This window comes from Dactylosporangium cerinum (assembly GCF_042653625.1).
GTDB lineage: Bacteria > Actinomycetota > Actinomycetes > Mycobacteriales > Micromonosporaceae > Dactylosporangium > Dactylosporangium cerinum.
This window is the reverse complement of sequence record NZ_JBHSIU010000082.1, coordinates 1-18,199: the sequence shown is the minus strand read 5'-3', so window position 1 is coordinate 18,199 and position 18,199 is coordinate 1. Positions and strand designations below refer to the sequence as shown.

Here is an 18,199-nt window from a genome sequence, read left to right as displayed (position 1 = left end):
GGTGGCGGTCTTGCACCTCCACTCGAACAACAGCGCCTCACGGCGCACCGGATCAGAAGGTTGAGGGCAACGGCTGAGGGTGCGAGGCGATTGCGCACGAGACCGTGAACGTGATCGCCGACGGGCAGAACAACTGGCCACCGGCGAGGACGTCCTGGCCGTTGGCGTCCCGATCGCTCATCGGCAGCAGGTGCAGCACCGCGAATGCGTTCGTCACGCCCCGGCACGCCATACGCAGCCTGCACGGCGGACCATCATGCCCTGGCGATCGCCGGCTGCGTGAGAGCCCGGCGCAAGCAATCGGGGTCGATATCTCGCCCTACCCATGCACCAGCTCCGACCGGGCCGGATGGTTTCTGCAGGGGCAGCATTGCCTCGACGTCCACGGCTACCCGATCTGATCGAGCCGGGCGGCACCCGCCACGATCTGCTGCCCACCCCGACCACCGTCGCGTACGGCACCAACCAGTCCCCATCCCCGGGGGCGGCGGTGCGGCCCGGCCTGGACAGTCTCGCCCGCGGCCGGCACCGGCTGGCGCGGACGTCTGACCGACTTCCCGGAGGTACTACACACCGTCACCAGCGGTGCTGATCGGCGGCGCTGGCATCTCCGGCACCGAATCGATCTGCCGGCACGGCGTGGCCTGGTACGCCGGCCGTCCGATGGTTCCGCTTTCGTGGCTGGGGACGACGGCAGTGATACACCAGGGCCGGAGGCAGATTCGCCCACACGGTCCGCCCGAGGACGACTTCCTCGAACCGATCCGCCAATGACCGGCGGAGCCGGCGAGCCGGGATGGACCGGCGGGCATGGACATAGGCGAAGGTCGTGAAGGCACCCTGTGGCGACAAGGCGTCCACGACGGCGTCGAGCAGTTCACGCTGTCGTTCGTCCCGGAACAGCGTCCACGGTAGGCCGCTGACGATGGCATCGGCCTGACCGAGGCCGCGTTCGGCGAGGATGGTGGAGACGTCGCGGGCATCCGCCGTGACCGCGTCGAGGCCGGCGAAGCGTTCGGTCAACAGGGCGGTAAAACGCTCATTGATGTCGAGGGCGATATGCCGCCCCCGCCCGTTGAGTCGCTCTTGAATCGTCCGGCTGAACGCACCAGTGCCGGAGCCAAGTTCCACGACGACAGGTTGCCCCATTGACGGAATCGGTGATGTCATCTGCAGAGCGAGAGCTTTGCCGCTCGGTATCACCGATGCGACAACGGTTGGCGCCTTGGCGAACTCACGGATGAACGGAATGAGAGTGTTGTTCACGACGCCTTCTTTCTAACCGACGAAACGGGCGGACTCGATGTGTCGGGTCATCGGTCATTGCATGGCGCGCCGGGCATCGCGCCGCTCTACGAAGCGCGTGGCGGTCCGCTCCAGCTTGGCGAGGATGAGCGAGAGTTCCTCGCGTGCGCGCTCGCCCTCCCGGACGGCCCGGAAATTCCGAGCACGCCGAGGTCCGACTACTGGGTGAGGAGACGCTGGAGGCGATCAGCGAGTTTGAGTGTGCGCTACACGACCTTGGGTTTGTCGACCAAGGTGCCGGCGTTGTTGCAGAACAGCCGAAGCTCGATGATCTTGCCGTCCTTGATGTGGATTGTTCGATGTAGTGGGTCAGCTCTCCGGTCGTGACGTCCGGGGTGCCGATCCACGCCGAGACGCGGTCGCCGTCGGCGATGGTGTAGTGCACCGTGGTCGAGGAAAGGTCGAGGTAGTTCTGCATGACCTGGGTGAGGCCGAGGAATTCGTTTTGCCGTGGGAGACCTTTTCCTTTGAGGTGAAGGCTCTCGTGCGTCAAGAATCAAGGCCGTAACGTGGTGCTGGGTGGTTCCCCGGCCGGGTGCCCGGCCGGGGAACGCCACTGGCGTGTCATGTCAGTGGTGCGTCGTTGCCTGAGCGGCCTTGAGGATCAGCTCGGTGGTGGCCTGCGGCTGTGACTGCATCGGCACGTGGGACGCGCGCACCCGGGTGATGTGGGCGTTGGCACGAGTGGCCATGAACTCCTGCGCCTTCGGGGGGATGGCGTTGTCCTGGGTCGCGAGGAGGTACCAGGACGGCAGGGACCGCCAGGCCGGCTCGCCGGAGCCCTCGGTGAATGCCGCGACGGAGAACGGGCGCTGGGTGGCCTGCATGAGATCGGTCGTCGCGCGGGGCAGGTCGCCAGCGAAGGCCTCACGGAAGATGCTCGCCTTGAGGTACAGGTCGGTGCCGGTGCCACCTCCGTCCAGCGGGTACGGCCGCTCGACGAGGGCATCCGGCGTGATGTGGGTGCCCGGGTACCTGTTCACCAGTTGGGCCAGCGACTCTCCGTGTTCGGGGGCGAAGGCCGCGACGTAGACCAGCGCCTTTACGTTGGGCACGCCGACTGCGGCGTTGCTGATGACGGCGCCGCCGTAGGAGTGTCCGACCAGGACGATCGGCCCGTCGATGGTCTGCAGTACGCTGCGGATGTAGGCAGCGTCCGTGGACAGACCGCGCAGCGGGTTGGCCGGCGCGATCACCGGGTAGCCGCGTTCGGTCAGCGATCTGATCTCGGCGTTCCATCCCGACGAGTCCGCCCATCCGCCGTGAACCATCACCACGGTGGGCTTGACCGTGGGGCGGTCGGTGGCCTGCGAGGTAGCGGCGAGCGTTGTGGCGCCGAGGATCGCGGCGACCACGATGGGCAGCACGGCCAGTGGACGTCGAAACAGGCGAAACATGGCGGTCACTCCTTCATCAATCGGTGGGAGCTGAACTTGGTGGATGGCCGGGCTGTCGCGGCGCCTCCGTGCCGGCGGCGGTCACGTTGATGCACCCGGCGAAGCCGAACACAACGATTGCCCTGGTGGGCCTGGCAGGCGTCGCATGCCCCGGCCTCGAGCGCGGACCGGGACATGCGACGGGTGGTTCGCTCAGCTGACCGACTGGGCGGCCTTCTTGATCAGATCGGTGACGGCGGCCGGCTGCGAGAGGTACACAGCGTGGCTGCCGGAGGACTCGACCGTGGTCGCGGCGGCCCGTTCGGCCATTGCCCGCTGGGCGGGCGGCGGGGTCATGCGGTCGTCGGCAGCGACCAGGTACCAGCTCGGCTTGGTCCGCCACGCGGGCGCGGAGACGGTGCCGGCGAGCGCCTCGACGCCCCAAGGGAGCTGGGAGTCTGCCATGAACGCTGCCTGGCTTGCGGGCAGGTCGCCGGCGAACGACGCGGCGAAGCGCTCACGGTCCAGCAGCAGGAAGCCGTCGACGGGCGGCAGGATCGGCGGCACCGGCGCGCCGGGCGGCGGGTCGGCGATGAGCATGCTCACCGACTCGCCCTTGTCCGGGGCGAACGCGGCTATGTACACCACCGCCGCCACGGCATCGTGAGTGCCAGCCTCGGAGACGACGACTCCGCCGTAGGAGTGCCCGACAAGCACGGAGGGCGATCAGCGAGTTCGAGTGCGCGCTACACGACCTTGGGCTTGTCGACCAAGGTGCCGGCGTTGTGGTAGAACACCCGATTCTCGACGATCTTGCCATCCTTGATGGTGAATTGTTCGATGAACTCGGTCAGCTCTCCGGTCGTGACGTCCGTGATGCCGACGCACGCCGCGACGCGGTCGCCGTCGGCGATGGTGTAGTGCACGGTGATCGAGGAGATGTCGAGGTAGTTCGGCAGGACCTGGGCGAGACCGAGGAATTCGTCCTTGCCGTGGTATGCCTTCCCGAAGGGCATGAACAGCGGCTCGATGATCGTGACGTCCTCGGACAGCAAGGAGAAGACTCCATCGATGTCGCCCTTGTTCGCCGCTTCGAACATGGCTTCGACGATCGCGCGGTTCTGCTCGGTCAGTGATGTAGCTGGGGACATGGCGTTTCTCCTTTGAGGCGAAGGCTCTCGTGCGTCGAGAATCCCGGTAGGTTCAGGTGTTTGGGCTGGTTGGGCACACTCGGCGATGCTGGGATTCAGCGGTCGATCGAGGCCATGTTGACTTCGTCGTGTCGGGCCCCGGCGGCCGGCGTGATGTTGTTGAGCCGCTGCAACTGGTCGGCGGTCAGGACGACGCCGTCGGCGGCGGTGTTCTCCTCGACGCGAGCGACTCGCCGGCTGCCGGGGATCGGGGCGATGTCCCCGCACTGGGCCAGCAGCCAGGCCAGCGCGATCTGCGCCGGGGTAGCACCGGCCTCGGCCGCGATGTTCCGTACGTCCTGCACGATCTGCAGGTTCTGGTAGAAGGCCTCGCCGAGGAAGCGCGGATTGGTCTTGCGCCAGTCGTCGTCGGGGATGTCGTCCGGGGTGCGGATCTGGCCGGTCAGGAACCCGTGCCCGAGCGGCGCGTACGGGACCAGGCCGATGCGCCGCTCACGCAGCAGGGGCAGCAGCTCGGTCTCGGGATCGCGGGTCCACAGGGAATATTCGGTCTGCAACGCGGCAATCGGGTGCACGGCGTGGGCGCGGCGGATCGTGTCCGGCGAGGCCTCGGACAGGCCGATGTGCAGGACCTTGCCTTCGGCGATCAGCTCGGTCACGGCGCCGATGGTGTCCTCGATGGGGGTGTTCTGGTCGACCCGGTGCTGGTAGTAGAGGTCGATCCGGTCGGTGCGAAGGCGTTGCAGGGAGCCCTCGACGGCGGTGCGGATGTTGGCTGGACTGCTGTCGAATGGGCCGGGTCCACCACCGGAATGGGACAGGATGCCGAACTTCGTGGCGACGACGACCTGGTCGCGTCGACCCTGCAGCGCCTGACCGACGATCTCCTCGCTGTGGAACGGGCCGTAGCTTTCAGCGGTGTCGATGTGGGTGACGCCGAGGTCGAGCGCGCGATGGATGGCGCGGATGGATTCGGCGTCGTCCAGGCCGCCGCCGGAGGTGTAGGTGCCGGCCATGGTCATGGCACCCAGGCCGATCCGGGAAACCCGCAGGCTCCCCAGCATGGCGTACTGCATCAGAGAACTCGTTTCTCGTCGAAAGTATCGAAGGGAAGGTGCATCAGACGTAAGCGGCAGACAGACATGTCAGTTCCTTTCGATGAGCCGGTTTGCTAGGAGCGCCGGCGTGGGTGGGTTGGCGGTATCCGGGCAGCGACTACGCGGCGACAGACCGGATACCGTCAGCGGTGCGGGTTGGTTAGCGGACAGCCCCGGCCGCGGCCTGCTTGATCAGGTTGGCCACGGCCTGCGGCTGGGACACGTAGATGGAGTGGCTGCCCGGCGCCTCGGTGACCGTGGCGCCGGCGCGTTCGGCCATCGCGCGCTGGGCGGGCGGCGGGATCATCCGGTCGTCGGTGGCGACCAGGTACCAGCTCGGCTTGGTGCGCCAGGCGGGCTCGGTGACCGCGCCGGCGAGCGCGCTGACGCCCCAGGGCACCTGGGAGTCGGCCATGAACTGCGCCTCGTACAGCGGAAGGTCGCCGGCGAAGGAGGCGGCGAACTTCGCCCGGTCGAGGAACAGGAAGCCGTCCTGCGGCGGCAGGATCGGTGGCACCGGAGCGCCGGGCGGCGGATCGGCGATCAGGGTGTTGACCGACTCGCCCTTGTCCGGCGCGAAGGCCGCGATGTAGACCAGAGCGCAGACGGCCGGGTGGGTTCCGGCCTCGCTGATGACCGCGCCGCCGTAGGAGTGGCCCACCAGCACGGTCGGCCCGTCCTGCTGCTGGAGGATCCGCCGGGTCACCTCAGCGTCGACTTCCAGTGACAGGGTGGGGTTCTGCACGATGCTGACGGTGAAGCCGTCCTGCCGCAGAAGCTGGTAGACCTTCTGCCAGCCCGAGCCGTCGACGAAGCCGCCGTGTACGAGCACGACGTTGTTCGCGATTTGGTTCATGAGGAGCCTCCTCGGGGTGAGTTGATCGGATACCAGGCGACGCTACGGACGGGGTGTGCCGACAGAGTGCGCATCAAGTGACCGCCTGCGCGTGCGGGCCGCACTGGTCGGCGGCTGTTGTGTCGACCCGCATGCGGGGCAACCGGGAGGAGCGGGCCGGCGCAGGCCGTGCCGTGGTTCTGCGATGATGGGTCGGTGACCAGCGCGCCGCCCCGTGATCCTCGGCTGCGGTTCGGGCTGTTCGGGGGTGCTCGGGTCTGGTCCGACGGTGCGGAGCTGGCGCTCGGTCCGCCGAAACAGCGGGCCATGCTCGGCCTGCTGCTGGCTGCGGGCGGGCAGCCGGTGGCTATCGGCCAGTTCGTGACGGTGCTGTGGCAGGACGAGCCGGCCGCGACCGCGGTGAACCAGATTCACCGGTACGTCGGGGCGCTGCGGCGGGTCTTCGAGGCGGATCTCGAGCGCCGGGCGGTCGGGCGGTGGGTGCTGCCGACCGGTTCCGGGTACCGGCTGGCGGTCGATGCCGGCTCGTGCGACCTGTTGCGGTTCCGCGGCCTGATTGCGGCCGCGGAGTCGGCGCTGCGGGGCGGCGCGGCGGAGTCTGCGGTCGAGCTGTTCGCCCAGGCCATGGAGGTGGCCCAGGCGCCGGCCGGTGACGAGGCGTTTCGCGAGCTACCGATGTTCGTGGCGCTGGAGGATGAGCGGGTCCGCGCCGCAGTGGCCTCCGCCGACGCCGCACTGTCCTGCGGCCTGGCCGCCGAGGTGCTCCCAGGTCTGCGGCGCGTGGCCGCCGAACACCCGCTCGACGAGACCATCCAGGCGTCGGTCATGCGGTGCCTGGCGGCCGCTGGCCGCCCGGCGGACGCCCTTGCCACATACGACCGGGTACGCGAGCGGTTACGCGAGGAGCTGGGTAGCGACCCGGGACCCGGGCTCGTCGACGCCCAGCGGGCCGTTCTCGCCCAGGCGTCGATCCCCGGCTTCGGCTCGGCACTCAGCGCGGTCCGGCCGGCACAGCTGCCTGCAGCGCCGCGCGCGTTCGCCGGGCGTGGTGACGTCCTGGGTGTGCTGGGGTCGGGCGGCGCCGGGGTGTACGCGATCAGCGGGATGGCCGGCGTCGGCAAGACCTCGTTGGCCCTTCATTGGGCTCATTCTCGCGCCGCGGACTACCCCGACGGTCAGCTGTACGTGAACCTACGCGGGTTCGACGCGTCCGGCCGGGCGGTCGATCCGGGTGACGCCCTGCGCGATCTGCTGCAGTCGCTCGGCGTCACACCAGCCGCCCTGCCCGACGGCCTGGAGGCACGGGCCGGCATGTGGCGCACGCTGCTCAGCACCCGCCGTGTCCTGGTCGTGATCGACAACGCCCGGGACGCGCAACAGGTGCAGCCGCTGCTGCCCGGCAGGACCGACAGCATGGTCATCGTCACCAGCCGCAACCGGCTGGCCAGCCTGGTGGCGCTCGCGGACGCGACGCTGATCCCCCTGGAACCGTTCAGTACTGCCGAGGCACACCAGTTCCTGACTCTGCGGCTCGGCGGGCTGCGGACCAGCGCCGCACCGGCCGCCGCGCAGCGCCTCTGCGAGGCGTGTGCCGGCCTGCCGCTGGCCCTGGCGATCGTGGCCGCGCGCGGAGTGGCCAACCCACTGTTCCCGCTGGATCTGCTCGCGAGCGAGCTGGCGAACTCGGTCGGACCGCTGGACGCGCTGGTGGGCGGCGACGCCGAGGTCGACCTGCGCGAGGTTATCTCCTGGTCGTACCGGGCGCTGCAGCCGGACGCGATGCTGATGCTCGGCGCACTCGCGGTCCACCCCGGTCCGGACATCTCGTTCGCCGCGGCGGTCAGCCTCTCCACGCTGCCCTCGACCCGGGCACGCGCCGCGCTCACCGCGCTGACCGCGGCGAACCTGCTACGCGAGACCACGCCCGGCCGGTACGCCTTCCACGACCTGATCCGCCGGTACGCGCTGGAACAGCTCGGCACCGACACCGCCGCCCCGACCGCGCGGCTCATCGACCACTACGTCCGGTCCACCAGGGCGGCCTACCTGCTGCACGGCCGGCCGCCGCTGGTACCCCTCGATCCGGCCGTCGACGGTGTCGTCCCGGAGCAGCACGTCAGCGTTGCCGATGCCGTGCAGTGGTATCTGCGGGAAAGGGCCGTCCTGCAGGCGATTGTCCGGCGGGCCGCCGACGTGGGCGCGTATCGTAGTGTCCTGCTCATCACCCTTGACTGGCGCCCGATGAGCCAGAACGTGGATGCGCCCAGGGACATGCTCCCCTACGTTCACCTGGCGCTCGAGGCGGCCGCGGCGGTCAACGAGGCGATGCTCACCGCGGAGTGTCACCGGGATGCCGGGGCCAAGTTCGCCCGCTGCGGCGACCGCGGTGCCGCCCACGTCTACTACACGTCCGCTCTGGACCTGTTCCAGCAGCTTGGCGATCTCGCCGGCCAGGCGAACACCTGGCGCAACCTCGCGGTCACCTTCACCGACGACCCCGCTGAACGGGTACGGCAGGCGGAGCGGGCCGTGGACCTGGCCCGCCGGTGCGGCGTGCCGCACGTCCTGAGCACCGTGTTGCACGCGCACGCCATCACCCTACGAGGAATCGGTCAGGTCGCGGCGGCGTTTCCGGCGCTGTTCGAAGCGTTGACGCTGGCCGAGGACAACGCGGGCGGCGCCAACCTCAGGCCATGGGTACTCAGCGAAATCGCCAAGATCTACGCGGCAGCCGGCGACCTGGCCAACACGATCGATTTCGGCGAGCGGGCGATCACATCGGCGCGGCTGCAGGAATACACGGCCATCGAGATCGAGATCCTGCCCGCCTACGGTGACGCGCTGCTGGCCTCCGGGCAGCCGGACCGCGCCGCGCAGGTCTGGCAACGCTACCTGACCCTGTCGTCGAACACCGCCATCCTCGACGGCCTCGCCCGCGAGATCGGGATGCCCGCGACCGAGGCGGTGGACGAGGTACGCAGGAAACTCGCCAACCTTCGCGTAGGTCGCGCCTGACCGTGTCCGGACTCGACCTCAACAACGTCGGCTTCAGAGTCGTCCGGCATCATCCCGGCGCCATTCCTCGGTGCCGGCATGTACCTGCTCGATGTGCAAGAGCACAAGAAGTTGTCGGACCCGGAATTGGTCGAGAAAGGCCAACTGCTCGTGCTCCACGTTGCTCCTGCCAATAAGGCCACGGATCAGCGACGAGATCCGTGACCTGGTTCTGCGCCTGGCCCGGGAGAACCCCGGCTGGGGGCATCGGCGCATCCAAGGTGAACTCGTCGGCCTCGGCCACCGGGTCGGCGCCGGCACCATCCGCCGCATCCTCGCCCGATCGAGGGTCGGGCCTGCCCCGTGTGAGATCGACACCAGGTGGCGGACGGTCCTGCGCGCGCAGGCGTCCGGGCTGCCGGCGACCGACTTCTTCCACATCGACACCATCATGCTACGGCGGCTGTATGTCTTGTTCGTCATGGAGATCACGACCCGGCGAGTGCACATCCTCGGTATCACCGCACACCCGACCGCTGCCTGGACCACCCAGCAAGCCCGCAACCTGGTGCTGGACCTCGGAGACCGTGTGCCACAGTTCCGGTTCCTGATCCGCGACCGCGACGCCAAGTTCACCGCGTCCTTCGACGCCGTGTTCGCCGCCGAAGGCATCAACGTCGTGAAGATCCCGCCGCGCACACCTCGGGCAAACGCGTTCGCGGAGCGCTTCGTGCGCAGCGTCAGGGCCGAGTGCACGGACCAGGTCCTGATCTACAACGAGCAGCACGCCCGGACGGTGCTACACGACTACGAGGACCACTTCGACCGGCACCGGCCGCACCAGAGCCTGGACCAGCATCCACCCGACCACGACCCCAGCGTGATCGTCGCGATCGACAAACCGATCCGGCGACGCCGCGTCCTGAGCGGCGTCATCAACGAGTATCACCGAGCTGCCTGACCCACCTGCAAACCCCCAGCTCACAGCCCGAAGCACAGTTTTGGCACCGTACAGGATGCCGAGGTGGAGGATCTGCGGGCGTTTCATGTGGCTCGCCGATTGTCATCGCCGCCGTTCGTGGTCAGTGCCGCGACCTGGGATCGGATGGTTGCCGCGTTGGAGAAACTCGGCGAGATGGTCGGCGGTCCAGACCGCGACAGCGGGATGGGCGCCGGTCTGTTCCCAGGAGGCGACGCGGGCCTCGGTCCAGACCTTGGCGTGCGGCTGCTGGTATCCCTTGATTTCGATGTGCCGGGCCGGGTTGCAGTCGAGGACGCCTTCTTCGACGGCGAGGTTGAGCGCGGCGCGCAGGGTGGTGCGCAGGTGCTGCATCGCCGACGCCGACTGCGGTCGGCCCTTGCTGTTGGTGACCGCGGCAATCTTGGTGAAGACGGTGCGCAGCAGGCCGGCGTCGAGGTCGGCGAGCCGGTAGGCGCCGAGGTGGGAATGAGGACGGTGTCGACGTCCCGGGTGTAGTGGAACCGGGTGGTCGCTCGGATGGTGGTGCGGGTGTCGAGCCAGTGCCGCAGCCACCGTTCGACGGTCCAGCCCTGGGCGGTGCGGTCGGCGGCGGTACCGTCCAGCCAGGCGTCGCGGGCCTGCCGGGCGGCGGCCTGTGACGGGTAGCCGCCGCGCCGGTGGATGCATACTCCACCGGGCCCCACGATGTCTTCTCCGGCCACGCTCGGCTTTTGGCCTTGGCATGCCCTTGTTTGGTTTCGGCATGTTTCGACGCCGTCGCATCGTGCCGTCTCGGGGTGGCTCGTCCCGTAGGACGAACCACCCCGCCGGGCGGCTATCCGATCAGCTTCCGGGGACCCTTCGGATCACCAGGCACCTGACCACACGTCCGCCCCTTCTGGTCGTCATACGCCTTTGCCTACTTGCGCACGACGAGGGTCGGGGACTGAACAGCCCCATCCGGCAGTGAAGCCACCGAAGCCGACACCTGGTAGGTCCCCGAACGCAGCGACCGAGGAACCGTGATGTTGCCCGAGATGGCGCCGAACGCATTCGCCACGAGCACGACATTCGCCTTGTCGAGCGAGACAGTCACCGGCTCGCCGGGGGCGAAGCCGGACCCGGTCACAGCGACCACGTCACCGGCGTTGGCCTCGTTGGCCGCCAGGTGCACGGCCGGGGCGTCACCCGCGACCGCGAAGATCCGCTGGCCGGTGGCGGCCGTCGGGAACGTGATCGACGTGACCTTCCAACCCGCGGGAGCGACGTACGGCTTGGTCGCGAAGACGTACGCGCCCGCATCGTTGGCCGTCTCGGGGGCAAGGCGGTGCGGCATCCACGCGACGACGCTGTTGTCGTACTGCGGCTGCAGCGTCCCGTTGCGAACGTCGCCGGTCGTCGAAGGCAGGACCCAGTTCGAGAAGGCCACGGGGTAGGTGGCCTCGGCGACATTGGTGCCGTCCGTGATCTGCAGCGTCGCCTGGACGGTCGTGTTCCCGGTGTAGGCCGCGCCAACCAGCGAGAACGTCGAGGTGGGACGCTCGAGCTGGATGGTCTGGTTCGCGGCCGGCTGGTAGGCCTCGGCGTACCCGACGGGCGCGTTGGGCCACACGACGGTCAGAGGCACGCCACTGGCGGTGAAGTGCTTGACCGCGCCGGGGGCGAGACCCACGGCGGCGAGCTCCTTGCGGTCGTAGGTGTTGGTGGTGGTGTTGTTCCCCATGTTGGTGCCGTTGCTACCGGACCACGTAATGCCGCTGCCGCCGTCGAACGAGCCCTTGAGGGCGTCATAGAGGGCGGTGCCCGTGACGGTCTTGCCGGCCTCGAGCGACCCTGGCTTGGTGACCCGGAGAATGGCCTTCTCAGAGGTCGACGATCCGTTCGAGGTGACGGTCACAGTCGCCTGGTAGTAGCCCGAAGGCACGTGGGGAGCGACCGTGAAGGACAGGGGCACACTGACGCGGCCCTGAGCGTCGAAATGCTGGGTAGGAACCGAGGCGGCAACGATGCCCGGGTTTGAGGTGGTGACGGCGACGTGAAGCGCCTGGGCATTCGAGCCGATGCGCTGGATGTCGACCTTGGCGTTGCCTGTTGCGCCGGGCTGCAGCTCTACGGCACCGAACGTCGGCGAGCCGACGGTGTTGACGTTGAGCGAGACGGGCTTGGATCCGGCCTGCCACGACGGCGGGAGGTCGGAGTTGCCCGTGCCCCACCCGTTGGGACTGGAACCGACGGTGAAGTCGATCGTGGTGTCCTTGGACACGGTCTTCCAGTCGAACCACGACTTGCTCGACGTCGCACCGTTGATCTTGACATTGTTGATGTATCGCTTGCCCGACTGGGCGCCGGGGGCGTTGATGGTCAGCGTGCGACCGTTGCCGAGCTTGATGACCGACTTGTCGAAAAGCGGGGTGTTGAAGTTCACGGCCGACGCGCCAGAGGTCTCGGGGTACATACCCAGCGCTGCCCAGACGTAGAGGTTGGCGAGGGCACCGAGGTCGTCGTTGCCGGGCTCGGAACCAGTCGGCTTGTAGCCGAACAGGGTCCCGGTGATCTGGTCGACCACTTCGGACGTCCGGTCGGGACGGCCCAGGTAGTTGTAGACCCACGGCACACCGAAGTTCGGCTCGTTGTCGAGGTTCATGTAGGGCACGTTGGCGCCGGCACCGCGCACCAGGCCGGTCGACAGGAACTTGTCGAGCCGCGCGGTCGCGGCCTCCTTACCGCCCATGGCGGTGATCAGGCCGGCGAGGTTGTGCGGCACCATCCACAGGTACTGCTCGGCGTTGCCCTCCTCGAAGCCCTGCTGGCCGAGGTCGTAGACGTTACCGCGGTAACCGAACGAGGCCGGGTACTGCAGGCGCGGGTCGGACTCGGGGTAGCGGCCGTTGACGTCGCGCGGCTGGATGCCGTCCGCCGTCGGGTTCCACAGGTTCTGCCACCACTGGGCCCGCTCGTAGAACTGCTTGGCGGTGGCGGTGCGGCCCCTGGCCTGGGCGAGCTCGGCGACGGAGAAGTCGGCGATCGCGTATTCGAGCGTGTAGGACGCGCCCGTGACCACGTGATCCGCCTGGAAAGGCCGCAGCTGCGGGGCGTAACCGTATTCGTTGTAGTAGTCGGCCCCGGGCCGCTGCATGATGGGCCAGCGGGTGTTCGTCATGCCGTTGGTGCCACCGGCGCCGGTGTTGGTGCCGCCGGTGAACTTGCCGGCCTTACTGCCGATCGAGTTCTCGAGCATGATGTCGATCGCGCGGTCGACATTCCAGTCGCGCGCACCGAAGTGCCACGTGAACGCCAGCAGGGGTGCGACGCTGTCCCCGTTCATCTGGTTGGTCGAGGTGTTGGCAACCATCCACCTGGGGAAGGAACCCATCTGTTCGGCCGCATTGACCAGGGACTGGGCCTGGTCGGAGGCGACCTCGGGCCAGATGGCCGCCTGGAAGGGGGTCAGGGCCCGATAGGTGTCCCAGTCGGAGATCATCGTGTACTGGCGCCGGGTCCGCCCGTTTGCCCCGGGGCTCTCCGAGACGTTGTGGATCTTCGGCGTCGACTCGAACCCGAGGTACTCACCGTTGACGTCACTGTGGGTGGCCGGGTGGGTGATCGAGTGGTAGAGCTGGGTGTAGAAGGTACGCAGGTAGTCATCCGACTGGCCGTCAACCGGCGCGGAGACCTGGACCTTGCTCAACTCGGTGTTCCACGCCGCACGGTTGGCCGTCCTGACATCGTCGAACGTCCGCGTGTTGGGCATCTCGGTGTTGAGATTGAGAATGGCGTTCTCCGTCGAGGTGTAGGAGATCGCCATGCGGGCGCGGATGGCCTGCGTCCCGTCCGGGAACGTGAAGTAGCCACCGGTCTGGGTGTTCGCGCTGGTAGAGACATGCGTACGCCCGGCCTGAGCGGCCTGCCCGTTGACCCAGGTGCCGAAGCCGGCCCAGGGCTGCTCGAAACGCAGCGCGTAGTAGATGTTGTGCTGCTCACCCTTGCGGCAGAAGTTCCCGACCAGGGCCCGAGCCGTGACCAGCCCGGTCGCCGGATCGACCGTCATCTCCGAGTTGAAGGAGGACGTCGACCACGCGGTCTGGTTGGTCCGCAGGAACACCTTCGGCGCCGGCGTGTCGGCCGGGAAGGTGAACTGCGCGATACCGGCACGGGTGGAGGCGCTCAGCTCGGTGGTGATCAACCGGCCGGCGGCAGCCGTCCCGTTCATCGTCGAGGTGTCCCGAGCGGTCGCCTTGTAGTAGCCCGTCTCCCCGGTCTCCGGGAATTCGGTGCGGTTCAGCGAGATCTTCTGGGCCCACGGTGCCGCGGTGTTACTCGTGGCCGTGAGATTGTCGTAGCTGGTGGGAAGGATCGGGAAGTCACCGCCCATGCCACAGCCCTGAGAGGCGTGGGTCATGCCGAACCCGATGATGTGGTTCTGGTTGTACTTGTAGCCGGCACCGGTGGGCCCGGTGGTGCTCTGAACGTTGCCGGAGCTGGCCGTGTCCGGTGAGAACTGCACCATGCCGAAGGGCATGGCCGGCCCCGGGAACGAGTTGGTGGCGCCCTGTGTGCCGGCGAGCGTGTGGACGTACTGAGCGGGGTTGGTGACGAGGGGTTCGGCCGCCATCGCCGACGGCACCGCCACGAATCCTGAGGTGGCGACGAGCGCCACGATGCTTGGGATGGCGACACGCGGAATACGTCTGCCTATCCCTGGACTGACTAACTTCATTGTTGCCGGTCTCCTGATCTGTGAAGCCGAGCCGGGGTATTAGCTCGGTTCGTTGGCGTCGGCCCCGGCCGAGGTGTGGGGCGTCCCTGGACGAGGGCGAACACCTTGGCTCGGAGTCGTCGTTTCCTGGCTGCTGCACCAGGGCGGCGAGGCCCGCGCGCTGCCGCCAGGCTGCTCGGCGACCGCCCCGGACCAGTCCGTTGTGGGCATCGCGAAGCGGCACGGACTGCAGAGGTGGACCCAGCACCATCTCCGCATGATCATCAAACTGCTCACGCAATGTCGGCGACTGGATGGCCGCCGGCCGTGAGTCCGAGCAGGATGCCGAGGTCCTGATCGTCACCATTTTTGGCCGGGAATGGATGCACCCGCCGACGTGGTCCGTCGAGGCGTGGCCGGGGTGGACCCGTGACCGCTGGCCGCCATTCAGGTCGCGCACGGCCGGTCGGCCCGACCTACCCTGAGGCGCACGCGCGCCATGATTACTGCTCCCTCGTTTTGACAGCGCTGTCATTTACTTGGTTGGGAGCTTTGCAGGGCCGTGCCTTTGCCGTCAAGGGGCCGAATGTCCCGGTGGCCGGCGACGAAGTTCGCGTCGGCGCGGCGCAGAGCACCCAGTGCAGCCGTCCGCACGACGTCAGAGCTCAGCAAATGCGCCTCGGAATCGGCTCGGCCAGGGCCCACCACCCTGGCTGGCGGGAGCCGTACCCGCCGCTGGACACGGCGGGTCACAGCAAGACCCATCAGCCATCCCCAACGGGACGAGCCGACACGAACCCGACACGCGGCTTCCGTCCCGTACGGGGCTATGGCAATCTGATCGATTGAGCGGAGTTCATGGCATGGGTTGTCTTGGAGTGATAAACCCCTATGCCGGAGCTCTGCCTCTCCCTCTTTGAGCAACACGCACCTTGCCAGCTCGCTGCCCAGAGCGCTTGGCCGAGCGGCGTTGGCACTCGCCCACGCAGTGGGCCCGGTCTGAGGACAATGAGTGGTGTGACGAACCAACCCGCTGGACAGGCAGACGCGACCCGACGCCCGACGCTCGCGCACGTCGCTGAGCTCGCGGCGGTCAGTCTGAAGACCGCCTCTCGGGTGCTGGGAGGTGAGCCCCACGTCAGCGCTGCCAAGCGCGAGCGGGTGTTCGCCGCGGCCCAGCTGCTCGGCTACCGGCGCAACGCCGCGGCGAGCCTGCTCGCCCGCGGGCAGTTGTTCGACGCCGTCGGTCTGATCACCACCGACCTGGCCAACCCGTTCTACCCCGCCCTGGCGAAGGGGCTCGAGGACGAGCTGCGCACGGGCGATCTGCTGCTGACGGTGTCCAACTCTGGCGAGTCGCCCGAGGTCGAGTGGTCGCTGGCGCGCAATCTCGCCGACCGCCAGACGAAAGCGCTGATCGTCGCGTCGGCGATGGCTGACCACACGGTCTACGAGGAGCTCCAGGATCGTGGCATGCCGGTGATCTTCGTCGACCGCCCGGTGCAGCATCTCGATGCCGACGCCGTGGTGTTCGACAATGTTGGCGGCGGACGTGCCGCCGCTCTGCACCTGCTCTCCGCGGGGCACCGACGCATCGCCTTCATCGGTGACTACGACTGGCTGCCGACCCACCGCGACCGCCTCGCCGGAATGGCCGGCGCGCTCGAGGCGGCTGGGGTGACAGATTGGCGTCGATGGCTGCGTACCGGCGCACACGACGTGGCCGCCGCCCGGACGCGCGTAGCCGAGCTCCTCGACACCCAGGACCCGCCGACAGCCTTCTTCGCGGGCAACAACAGGGCGCTGCTCGGCGTCGTCGAGGAACTCGTCTACCGCGCCCCGGACCCGCTACCCGCCGTCGTCGGCTTCGACAACGTCGAATGGGCCAGGGTGCTCGGCGTGACGGTCGTGGCCGACGATCCCGAGGAGATGGGGCGGCAGGCGGGCCGGCTGGCCCTAGCCCGGCTCGCGGACCGGGACCGGCCGACTGAGACCGTCGTGCTGCCCACGACCCTCATCTCGCACGGGTCGGGCGAGCGGCGCGCACCGGTCCCAGCCTAACGCCGCAGAATGCGGCCGAGTTCGGGTATGCCGGGTCCGGGGACCATCGGTCGGCGTTGCCGAAGGCGCGGGTGGTGGCCCTGGCGGAGTGTGGCACGCACGCGTTCGTGGCCGCCGAGGTCGACGCGTACTCGGTGGGTGAGAAGACCCTCGCGGGCAGGTTGTATCCGCGGCTGCGCCCGGACGAGTTGCTGACCGCGGACCGCAACTTCTACTCGTTCGACGCCTGGTCGGCGGCGGTGCGGACCGGGGCGGCGTTGCTGTGGCGGGCACCGACGCAGTTGCGGCTGCCGGTGCTCGAGGTCCTCGCCGACGGCACGTTCACCTCGGTCGTGATCGACCCGCAGATCCGCGGTGCCCGCCGGGACCGGATCGTCGAGGCCGCCCGCGTCGGCCGGGAACTCGATCCTGATCAGGCGCATCTGGTCCGGGTGGTCGAGTACGACGTGCCGGACCGGGTCGGTAACGGCACCGGCGAGTTGATCGTCTTGTTGTCCACGATCGTGGATCCCGCGGATGCCCGCTGCGACGAACTGGCCGCCGCCTACCATGACCGCTGGGAGGAGGAAACCGCGAACGACCAGGTCAAGACCCACCTGCGCGGGCCCGGCAGGGTGCTGCGTTCGCGGCTGCCGGACCTGGCCCGGCAGGAGATCTGGGCCTGGCTGAGCGTCCACTACGCGCTGGCCGTGCTGGTCGCCCGCGCCGCCGAGGCCGCCGACATGGACCCCGACCGGATCAGCTACACCCGCACGCTGCGCCTGGTCCGCCGTACCGCCACCGGAACGGCGGCCTTTCCCCCTGAGGACTGGGACGCGGCACTACCCAAGGTCCTGGCCGACATCGCGGACAAGCCCAACCCCGAACGCCGGCACCGCAGCTGCCCCCGCGCCGTCAAACGCGCCCGGCACAACAGCTACCCCGTCAAGAAACCCGGCCAGCCCGCCAGCACCCGCCACCCCGGACCCGCGACCATCCGCTTCTGGCCCCTGACACCCCCACCACCGGCAGCCACCTACGCGCCGACTCCCGCAGGGCAACACCACAACGTCCACAAAGGACCAAACCAGATACCCGGCGGACACGTCCGGCCACCAGCCGGACGTCACCAGCCCTGCCCGGCACCTACCAGCCCACCACGACACACCCGCACAACGCGACCACACCATCGAGATGCTCACCCAAACCGCCACCGGGCCGACCGGCCCCGACCCGGCGCGAGAAGCCGCGAACCTGACCATCGCCGACTGCGACACCAAACTCCAGCGGTACCGCGCCGCCCTCGAGGCCAGCGCCGACCCAGCCGTCGTCACCACCTGGATCGCCCAAGTCGAACAAGAGCGCGCCAACGCCGAAATCCTGATCGCCGCAGCGCCGGCTGCCGGGACGCGCCAGCGTCGGATGAGCCACGATGAGATCTCCGACCTCGTCACCGGACTGGCGGACGCGATCGCCATCCTCCGCCGCGCCGACCCAGCCGACAAAGCCGAGGTGTACCGACAGCTAGGAATGCGGCTAACCTATGACCCAGAAACGCAAACGGTGGACGTCCAGACCAATGAGCGATTTCCAAACTGATGTTGCAGCTCAGGGCCGGTGCGGCAGGCCCGGGGGATCGATGAGGGCGAGGCTCCAGGTAAGACAGCAGTCGACCAAGATCTGTGAGGCTTGCTGTCAAGGGGTTGCTTGAATGGTTCGCCAG

General features: G+C 68.4%; 13 protein-coding genes. 4 read left to right on the top strand and 9 right to left on the bottom strand.

Annotation, left to right across the window (positions count from 1 at the left end; translation table 11 throughout):
- Nucleotides 1–52: 52 nt before the first annotated feature.
- The 7 genes from ACFPIJ_RS48110 to ACFPIJ_RS48080 all read right to left on the bottom strand — a co-directional run bounded on the left by ACFPIJ_RS48110 (nucleotide 53) and on the right by ACFPIJ_RS48080 (nucleotide 5,785).
- Nucleotides 53–217, bottom strand: a complete 165-nt coding sequence (locus tag ACFPIJ_RS48110) for a hypothetical protein (protein ID WP_380126218.1) — start codon at nucleotides 215–217, stop codon at nucleotides 53–55.
- A 359-nt stretch (nucleotides 218–576) separates the two neighbouring features.
- The gene (locus ACFPIJ_RS48105; RefSeq protein WP_380126217.1) at nucleotides 577–1,266 is read right to left on the bottom strand and encodes a class I SAM-dependent methyltransferase; all 690 of its coding nucleotides are present in this window, start codon (nucleotides 1,264–1,266) and stop codon (nucleotides 577–579) included.
- Nucleotides 1,267–1,874: 608 nt separating this feature from the next.
- Entirely contained in the window at nucleotides 1,875–2,702 is an 828-nt protein-coding gene (locus tag ACFPIJ_RS48100; RefSeq protein ID WP_380126216.1) for an alpha/beta fold hydrolase, read from the bottom strand.
- Between the two features lie 192 nt (nucleotides 2,703–2,894).
- Nucleotides 2,895–3,398: an alpha/beta hydrolase gene (locus ACFPIJ_RS48095; protein ID WP_380126215.1), complete on the bottom strand. Its 504-nt coding sequence runs from the start codon at nucleotides 3,396–3,398 to the stop codon at nucleotides 2,895–2,897.
- Nucleotides 3,399–3,427: 29 nt separating this feature from the next.
- A complete protein-coding gene (locus ACFPIJ_RS48090; protein ID WP_380126214.1) occupies nucleotides 3,428–3,832 on the bottom strand; it encodes a nuclear transport factor 2 family protein in 405 nt (134 codons plus the stop codon).
- A gap of 95 nt (nucleotides 3,833–3,927) precedes the next feature.
- Nucleotides 3,928–4,908, bottom strand: coding sequence for an aldo/keto reductase (locus ACFPIJ_RS48085; RefSeq protein WP_380126213.1), 981 nt, complete (start codon nucleotides 4,906–4,908; stop codon nucleotides 3,928–3,930).
- Between the two features lie 181 nt (nucleotides 4,909–5,089).
- Nucleotides 5,090–5,785, bottom strand: coding sequence for an alpha/beta fold hydrolase (locus tag ACFPIJ_RS48080; RefSeq protein ID WP_380126212.1), 696 nt, complete (start codon nucleotides 5,783–5,785; stop codon nucleotides 5,090–5,092).
- A 195-nt stretch (nucleotides 5,786–5,980) separates the two neighbouring features.
- Between ACFPIJ_RS48080 and ACFPIJ_RS48075 the strand changes: the two genes are divergently transcribed.
- Both ACFPIJ_RS48075 and ACFPIJ_RS48070 read left to right on the top strand, forming a co-directional pair.
- Nucleotides 5,981–8,800: an AfsR/SARP family transcriptional regulator gene (locus ACFPIJ_RS48075; protein WP_380126211.1), complete on the top strand. Its 2,820-nt coding sequence runs from the start codon at nucleotides 5,981–5,983 to the stop codon at nucleotides 8,798–8,800.
- A gap of 160 nt (nucleotides 8,801–8,960) precedes the next feature.
- Nucleotides 8,961–9,740, top strand: coding sequence for an integrase core domain-containing protein (locus tag ACFPIJ_RS48070; protein WP_380126210.1), 780 nt, complete (start codon nucleotides 8,961–8,963; stop codon nucleotides 9,738–9,740).
- Nucleotides 9,741–9,842: 102 nt separating this feature from the next.
- Here ACFPIJ_RS48070 and ACFPIJ_RS48065 read toward each other — a convergent pair whose 3' ends face one another.
- Nucleotides 9,843–10,313 carry a hypothetical protein gene (locus tag ACFPIJ_RS48065; RefSeq protein WP_380126209.1) on the bottom strand — a complete coding sequence of 157 codons (471 nt, stop codon included), beginning with the start codon at nucleotides 10,311–10,313 and terminating at the stop codon, nucleotides 9,843–9,845.
- A gap of 346 nt (nucleotides 10,314–10,659) precedes the next feature.
- Nucleotides 10,660–14,397, bottom strand: coding sequence for a GH92 family glycosyl hydrolase (locus tag ACFPIJ_RS48060; protein WP_380126208.1), 3,738 nt, complete (start codon nucleotides 14,395–14,397; stop codon nucleotides 10,660–10,662).
- Nucleotides 14,398–15,453: 1,056 nt separating this feature from the next.
- Here ACFPIJ_RS48060 and ACFPIJ_RS48055 point away from each other — a divergent pair.
- Together ACFPIJ_RS48055 and ACFPIJ_RS48050 are read left to right on the top strand one after the other, a co-directional pair.
- Complete coding sequence (locus ACFPIJ_RS48055; protein WP_380126207.1) at nucleotides 15,454–16,497, top strand: LacI family DNA-binding transcriptional regulator; 1,044 nt, start codon at nucleotides 15,454–15,456, stop codon at nucleotides 16,495–16,497.
- Between the two features lie 56 nt (nucleotides 16,498–16,553).
- Nucleotides 16,554–17,912 (top strand): hypothetical protein, encoded by a 1,359-nt coding sequence (locus ACFPIJ_RS48050; RefSeq protein ID WP_380126206.1) that lies wholly within the window; start codon nucleotides 16,554–16,556, stop codon nucleotides 17,910–17,912.
- Nucleotides 17,913–18,199 lie beyond the last annotated feature (287 nt).

Excerpts from the sequence above, each read along its gene's own strand:
- ACFPIJ_RS48090 (WP_380126214.1), bottom strand. The coding sequence starts at position 3,832 with ATGTCCCCAGCTACATCACTGACCGAGCAGAACCGCGCGATCGTCGAA.
- ACFPIJ_RS48100 (WP_380126216.1), bottom strand. The coding sequence starts at position 2,702 with ATGTTTCGCCTGTTTCGACGTCCACTGGCCGTGCTGCCCATCGTGGTC.
- ACFPIJ_RS48085 (WP_380126213.1), bottom strand. The coding sequence starts at position 4,908 with ATGCAGTACGCCATGCTGGGGAGCCTGCGGGTTTCCCGGATCGGCCTG.
- ACFPIJ_RS48080 (WP_380126212.1), bottom strand. The coding sequence starts at position 5,785 with ATGAACCAAATCGCGAACAACGTCGTGCTCGTACACGGCGGCTTCGTC.